The following is a 6000-nucleotide window of genomic DNA, read 5'->3' as shown; positions in this document are numbered from 1 at the left end:
ACAAGCTGGCTGAGAACTATCTTGCCGCCCTCAAACTCGTCGCAATCCGCATCTGGCTACGCGGTAATGAGTCTACGTCCTAGCACGCAGCGCCCGCGGCAGCTCGACTTCCTTAAAGGGATTCTCCAGGGGCGATCATTGCCAGCATGTGTGGCCAGTTTGAAAAATCGCATCCATATAGCATGCGATCTCCCAAGTGAGACTTTCAACTATATCTCGCGGACGCGTTGGAATATTCTCGCATAAACAAGCTTCGAAGGGGGCACTGTTCCCGTTCAGTGTGTTTTCCCTCTGTGAGACTGTCCGCCGCCGAACGGTGGCGGGCCTTTTTGTTGGGACGCAACCTTGGACATCATAGCGACTTTAGCCGGGCACGCGCGACGTCGCTTCCCATCATCGGTGCCCAAAGTTGGCGACAGCTTTCGGAGTCTTTCCGAGGCGATCGCAATTTTTCGGGACGGATTTCCGTGTGGTGCGTGTCGGCGACCTGGACGCTGCATACCAGAACCGGCCTCTTCCGTTTCCGAACCATGGCGCAGGCTTATTTTGCCCGATCCTGGAACCTGATGCAAAGATCGATGTTCGGTATGCGGCTCGGTCTGCGCAGCCAAACGTCTGGTGAAGGCCTGCTTGTCCCGTTCAGCGACTTTGCGTGGTGGTGACGCCACCGGCATTATTTGCCCAAGCTGGGAACCTGGGTCGGGAATCAAAATTGGGGCGACAGCTTGGCTTACAACCCCGGGGCCAAGTGGTCTCAAAGCAAGACCCGTCATTGCTGATCAATGACGGGTCTTCGCTGCGCGTCGATCGATTGACCGAACATCCCGAAGCTGAGCGACGCGCCCGTCCTTCGCACAGAGAGGGAGTATCTCCGCCACCTCGGCCAGGATGTCGTTTACGATCCCGTTCATCTGCGTGCCTGCTGCGAAAATATCTCCTCCCGAACTTCGCTATTGCATCAAAGTTCCGGCCCCGGTGCAGCATCTGCGAATTGAGTAATTTTGAAGCTTAGCAATCTAAAGGCATTGCCGGCGCGTTGGGGAACAGGCTTCGGGTCGAGCCTTTGCCATTGACCGGCTGCGAAATTCCTCGCGAATTCCTCGGTCTCGAAAAGCTGCTGCGTGATCGCGCCGTCCTAGACGATCTGAACCGCCCACTGCCCGTCTAATTGCTCAATCGAAACACTGTTCTTTGGTTGGTGGTCCACCGCCGCACTCCTCCACAGGTGCAACAGTAAAAAACAACCTTAGCGGCCGCCGCTAGCAATGTTCGAAACAAACCAAATTTCCGCACCCGCTCAGACCGGGGAGACCATCCATGCCCGCAAACGAGTTGACCCCGAAGCAAGCGCGCTTCGTTGACGAATTGATGATCGACCTGAACGCCACGCAGGCGGCAATCCGGGCCGGTTACAGTGAATTGACCGCAGATGTGCAGGATCCGCGTCTGTTAGGGAATGTTGGTTGCCGCCGCCCTCGCAGCCAGGCAAGCAGCGTCATCGCACTGCTGCGCCGACTCGGGAGCATCGATGCCATTGAAGCGAATGCGCTGGCCATGAACCTCGATCGTGTCGCCGTCAATGATTGAAGCGACACCGGTGATCACCTCCGGCCTCGGCGCGATCCAGTTAGAAACATGGAGGTCAGGGGCGCCTTCGCTGTGCTGCACTGCGAACTGCGCTACCAAGGCGGCTGCCGCAGCCACCGTCACGAAGACAAGCCGCTTAGGAACGCTTGCAGCAAGCGCGCACGTGCCCGCTGCGCACCACGCCGCGTGCGCTACCGATCAGACATGTTGTCGTATCGATACTTGTCCACGCCCTTCGCCCACGGACAAGATGGGTCGAGTCGGCTCGCGGTTCGCGGCAGCGGCGCCCGGCGGGCCTCATCCAGGGAACAAAAAGCCCCAGCGCTGGGTCGCGGCACCGGGGCTTATGGCATGTACGAGCTACCTAGCATGTCCGCATATGAGACTGCGCTAATCGTAAATGAATGGTGAACCGAACACTCCGCCGGAGGGGAAAGGCGGCCCTATAAATAGGCTGCTTTCCGTGGCGCTTGCCGCGGCAAGAGCGCGGAAATGCAACCAAGGCCTCCGCCATTCGTTGGACGCCATGCCGTCGACCTCGATACGCAAGTTCGACTATGACCCGAACAACATGGTTCTCTCAGTCTGGTTTGTAGCCAGCGGGAAGCACTACGAGTTCTTGGACGTACCGGTTGAGACCTTCACCGCGTTCAAAGCTGCCTTTGCCAAGGGCCGATATTTCAACGACCACGTCCGCAATCGCTACCCATTCCGGCTCGTGACATAGAGCTCCAGTTCCAACGGCTCGTGTTGGGGCTGATCGTGCCAAGCGATCTGGCGGAAGTCACGCATGTCGAGCCGCTGGCCGCATACCGGGCAAATCATAAAATTCTCCCGTTCGTCGGCAGGCTCGCCGCCGTGCTGCTCGCCAAGGATCGGCGGGCCAAGGTCTGACAGCTTGGTCATCTACTGCCCAGCGCTTTTGCTTCTCGTTCCAGCGTCTCCCGGTCATTGCCGTATTTTTTTATAAGTTCACGCACCTCGGGGATCGTAAGCTGAAACTTGCTGGCGAGATAACCGACCTCATATTCTTGGTCGCCTGATACCCGGTCGCGGTCGTGGAAATCACGCTTGCTCTTGTCGTCTCCCATTGGTGTTCCTCCTAGAGGTTGTCGATCCGCAACGCGCACCTGGCCGCATTGTTCATCCTTCTTGGAACTATTTTAGCTAAAGCTGATTGAATCGCGGGTGGGGTCAGTTCATGCGGTTGAAGTTCATCAAGCCGATGGAGCCGGAGCTTGTCGATAACCCACCAGAGGGTGACGACTGGATTCACGAAATAAAGTTCGACGGCTACCGCACGCAGCTCATCAAGGATGAAGGCGGCATCCGCCTGCTGACGAGGAGAGGGTACGACTGGACTGCACGCTACCAGATCCTTGCCGACCAAGCTGCGGCGACCGAGGCCGACGATTTCATCATCGAGGGTGAAGCCATCGTGGTTGATGAGGCTGGACGCTCCGATTTCCATGCCCTGCAGTCGGCGGTCAGCAGCCGCGAGACCTATCAGGACTATTATCTCGTCGCCTTCGATTTGCTGCACCTAAACGGACACGACCTGCGCAGCATGCCGCTCGAAGACCGGCGCGAGATCCTGCAGGGAATGATCGAGGCCGGCGGCCGCATCCAATTCAGCGAGGCGATGCCCGGCACGGGTGACGCCGTTTACTACGTCGCGGACCAGACTGGACAGGAAGGCATCGTCTCGAAGCGCCGGGACAGTCTTTATCGCAGCGGCCCGACGATGAACTGGCGCAAGATCAAGTGCTACGATGAAAAGGAGATGAACATCATCGGGGTCCAGCGTGATCCGGGGCAGGCGGCAAGAGTTCTCATGGCCGACAAGGGCCGCTATGTCGGCACCGCCAACGTCAATCTTAAGTTCGACAAACGCAGGCGCCTATGGGACCGCGTGCAGGGCAAAATCGGCGGACCAGTGCCGAAAGGCCTGAAGAGAGACAAGGCGGAATGGCTGAAGCCGGGTCTTGTCGGCCGCGTGGAGTTCCTGAAAGATGAGGAGCAACTACGCCACGCGAAGCTGCTGGACTATCGTGAGGAATGACAACGCTGGCGACGAGGGCTCCCCCAGCGGAACAGAACCGTGTGCCTTGCGTTGTGCGGAACATCGGCACGTCTAGGAGAAGGGGCATGGTGGCGCCACGCGCGGTCTGGAAGGGCTTTCTGAGGGTCGGTTCCGTGTCATGCGGGGTGAAGATAGTTGGTGCCACAAGCGAGGCATCCAAGATCCACTTCAAGATTTTGAACCGCAAGGACGGTTTACCCGTCAAAAGCGCCTATGTCGATGAAGAGACTGGCGACGTTGTCGAAGCCGAGGATCAGATTAAAGGCTATGAAGCGGACAAGGACGATTTCATCCACGTCGAGCCGGACGAGATTAAGAAACTGAAACTGACGTCGCAGCATACACTTGACGTCGATTCCTTTGTTCCGGTTGCCGAGATCGACACACGTTTTCTGGAGAAACCATATTACTTGATCCCGGCAGACGGTGCCTCCCTGGAGGCCTTTGCCGTCCTGCGCGATGCGATGGCCAAGAAGCGCGTTGCGGCACGCTCCTGCGTCGTACTCTATCAGCGCGGGCGCGAAGTGTTGATACAGCCCCTTGGAAAAGGGATGTTGCTGACCGAGCTACGGACCCACAATGAGATGACATCGGAAGACACCGTCTTCGACGATGTGAAAAGCCCGAAATACGATGCGGATTTGCTCGAAATCGCTGGGCTTCTTATCGACAAGAAGGTGACGACGTTCGATCCTTCGAAATTCGAGGACACCTACGAGGATGCGTTGATTGCCATGATCGACGCCAAGCGCAAAGGCAAAAAGCCTCCGAAACCGGCGCCGAAACCCAAAGAGAACGTGGTCGACCTGGCCTCGGTTCTTCGAAAGAGCCTCGCCAACGAGGGCATCAACCAAGACCGGCCAAAGGCGAAGGGCCGCAAGTCAGCATAGTTAGAGAGGATTGATAGGCCCGACCAAGGCGGGATGGTCATTGGGCTGCTTGTTGATTAGCGTCGAGTTGACGTCGCGACCGACGCGATTGAACTGCAGTTGGCCGTCGAGGTCGTGGCTTAGGATATCTTTCAGGTAGTCCTTGGGTGTCGTCGGATCCAGCCACGCGTCGTAATAGCCTTGATCGAGAATGATCGGCTGTCGATCGTGCAAGTTCTTCATCGGCTCGCCGGCCGGCTCGGTGATGATGGTGCAACTGGTGATGTCGAGGTTCGAATTGTAGGCCCACAGGCCGGCAAACGAGAACGGCGCGTGTCCGGGCAGATAGATATGCCAAGGGTCCTTCTTGCCTTCTTGCCGTCGGCCAGCGTGGTCCATTCGTAGAAGCCATCCGCAGGAATCAGACAGCGCTTCGACTTGAATGCGTCACGGAATGCCGGGGCTGCATCGACGCCTTCAATCCTGGCGTTGAACATCGCCGCCTTGGGCATCTCTTTCGCCCAGAACGGCACGAGCCACCAGCGGCCTTCGCGGAGCTTGTGATTGCCGTCCTCGCCTACGGTGACGAAGGGGACTTCCTCCGTCGGTGCGATGTTATAGCGAGGGGCGTCATTGCGGCCGGTCTCAGCCGGCGCCGTCAGGCGGTATAGCTGGTGGATTTCGGACCAGGTCAAGTATCTGGTATAGCGGCTGCACATGCGTTGCCCCTGTTGCCTCAATGCGATGTGGACATCTCGGTCGCAGCTTCAAGGGCGTCGACCGCATCATAGACGGCTTGGCGCTTGGGCTCGATCGGCTCGCCTGGACGAAATCCCGCAAGCTCCAGCCTGGTAAAGGCAACCGTCACCGCCGCAATTAGAGCGCTCGGATTGTCCACATCGACAGCCAACCTGTCCGCCAGTATGCCGATTTGCGAATTCATGAATTCGCCGTTGCCCTCTTGCGCGGCAGTCAGAGCGCGGAGCATGGCCAATGCCGTTGGCCGGTCGGCCAATTGTGTTGCCGGGTCCAACAACAATTGCAGATCGGCTGCAACCGGACGCTTTTCGGCGGGCCAGTCAGCGCAACATGCCTCTAAGGCTGCCCGCGACGCTTCCATCCAGGCGCTCGCTGCTTCGTCCTCTTCCACTGTTGGCTCACCCTCGTCAGGGAAACTGGCATCGTCCGAACCCTCAAGCGCAAACATTCCATCTGCCGCCTCAATAGCTGTGATGCCCGCCCGGTCCAGCACCGCCTGCGCCGCAGCGATGCCGCGCGCATTCGGGCGATGCGCCCGGAACTGTCAAAAGCAGGTCCATATCTGCCTCCTGTGTCTGTCCTGCCATCAGTGAACAAAATGAGAACAAAAGAGTCAAGGGCTCTTGACCTGAGAGGAATATGTTCCTCTTTTATCAGCTATAGCGCATGATCCGATCGACACGCTAGGCAAGGCGACCCGGC

Annotated in this window: 8 protein-coding genes and 1 pseudogene; 4 read left to right on the top strand and 5 right to left on the bottom strand. The window is 58.1% G+C overall.

Annotated features, from left to right (window positions below; genetic code table 11):
• Positions 1 to 1317: 1317 nt before the first annotated feature.
• Both NKJ04_RS33770 and NKJ04_RS32470 read left to right on the top strand, forming a co-directional pair.
• Positions 1318 to 1587, top strand: coding sequence for a terminase small subunit (locus tag NKJ04_RS33770; RefSeq protein WP_502898003.1), 270 nt, complete (start codon positions 1318 to 1320; stop codon positions 1585 to 1587).
• A gap of 400 nt (positions 1588 to 1987) precedes the next feature.
• Positions 1988 to 2314 carry a KTSC domain-containing protein gene (locus NKJ04_RS32470; RefSeq protein WP_352679891.1) on the top strand — a complete coding sequence of 109 codons (327 nt, stop codon included), beginning with the start codon at positions 1988 to 1990 and terminating at the stop codon, positions 2312 to 2314.
• Here the strand turns inward: NKJ04_RS32470 and NKJ04_RS32465 are convergent.
• Entirely contained in the window at positions 2290 to 2493 is a 204-nt protein-coding gene (locus NKJ04_RS32465; RefSeq protein ID WP_352679889.1) for a hypothetical protein, read from the bottom strand. The genes NKJ04_RS32470 and NKJ04_RS32465 overlap by 25 nt on opposite strands.
• Positions 2490 to 2678 (bottom strand): DUF3606 domain-containing protein, encoded by a 189-nt coding sequence (locus NKJ04_RS32460; RefSeq protein ID WP_352679887.1) that lies wholly within the window; start codon positions 2676 to 2678, stop codon positions 2490 to 2492. Before NKJ04_RS32460 ends, NKJ04_RS32465 begins: the two co-directional genes overlap by 4 nt.
• 110 nt (positions 2679 to 2788) lie before the next feature.
• Here NKJ04_RS32460 and NKJ04_RS32455 point away from each other — a divergent pair, with 110 nt between their 5' ends.
• Both NKJ04_RS32455 and ku read left to right on the top strand, forming a co-directional pair.
• The gene (locus NKJ04_RS32455) at positions 2789 to 3649 is read left to right on the top strand and encodes an ATP-dependent DNA ligase (RefSeq protein WP_352679884.1); all 861 of its coding nucleotides are present in this window, start codon (positions 2789 to 2791) and stop codon (positions 3647 to 3649) included.
• A gap of 86 nt (positions 3650 to 3735) precedes the next feature.
• A complete protein-coding gene (gene ku / locus NKJ04_RS32450; RefSeq protein ID WP_352679882.1) occupies positions 3736 to 4560 on the top strand; it encodes a non-homologous end joining protein Ku in 825 nt (274 codons plus the stop codon).
• Here the strand turns inward: ku and NKJ04_RS32445 are convergent, their stop codons facing one another.
• From NKJ04_RS32445 to NKJ04_RS32435, 3 genes and pseudogenes are all read right to left on the bottom strand, one after another.
• Positions 4561 to 4938 (bottom strand): SOS response-associated peptidase family protein, encoded by a 378-nt coding sequence (locus tag NKJ04_RS32445; protein ID WP_352679879.1) that lies wholly within the window; start codon positions 4936 to 4938, stop codon positions 4561 to 4563.
• A 50-nt stretch (positions 4939 to 4988) separates the two neighbouring features.
• Positions 4989 to 5258: pseudogene (locus NKJ04_RS32440) on the bottom strand (SOS response-associated peptidase family protein); the annotation flags it as partial.
• A gap of 17 nt (positions 5259 to 5275) precedes the next feature.
• Positions 5276 to 5746, bottom strand: coding sequence for a hypothetical protein (locus NKJ04_RS32435; RefSeq protein ID WP_352679876.1), 471 nt, complete (start codon positions 5744 to 5746; stop codon positions 5276 to 5278).
• Between the last annotated feature and the right edge of the window lie 254 nt (positions 5747 to 6000).

The organism is Mesorhizobium sp. M0618 (assembly GCF_040320765.1).
Taxonomy (GTDB): domain Bacteria; phylum Pseudomonadota; class Alphaproteobacteria; order Rhizobiales; family Rhizobiaceae; genus Mesorhizobium.
This window is presented reverse-complemented; position numbering and strand designations above follow the sequence as displayed.

Bases quoted from the DNA above. Each gene is read 5' to 3' on its own strand.
- NKJ04_RS33770 (WP_502898003.1), top strand. From the start codon at position 1,318: ATGCCCGCAAACGAGTTGACCCCGAAGCAAGCGCGCTTCGTTGACGAA.
- NKJ04_RS32470 (WP_352679891.1), top strand. From the start codon at position 1,988: ATGAATGGTGAACCGAACACTCCGCCGGAGGGGAAAGGCGGCCCTATA.
- NKJ04_RS32465 (WP_352679889.1), bottom strand. From the start codon at position 2,493: ATGACCAAGCTGTCAGACCTTGGCCCGCCGATCCTTGGCGAGCAGCAC.
- NKJ04_RS32460 (WP_352679887.1), bottom strand. From the start codon at position 2,678: ATGGGAGACGACAAGAGCAAGCGTGATTTCCACGACCGCGACCGGGTA.
- NKJ04_RS32455 (WP_352679884.1), top strand. From the start codon at position 2,789: ATGCGGTTGAAGTTCATCAAGCCGATGGAGCCGGAGCTTGTCGATAAC.
- ku (WP_352679882.1), top strand. From the start codon at position 3,736: ATGGTGGCGCCACGCGCGGTCTGGAAGGGCTTTCTGAGGGTCGGTTCC.
- NKJ04_RS32445 (WP_352679879.1), bottom strand. From the start codon at position 4,938: ATGGACCACGCTGGCCGACGGCAAGAAGGCAAGAAGGACCCTTGGCAT.
- NKJ04_RS32435 (WP_352679876.1), bottom strand. From the start codon at position 5,746: ATGTTTGCGCTTGAGGGTTCGGACGATGCCAGTTTCCCTGACGAGGGT.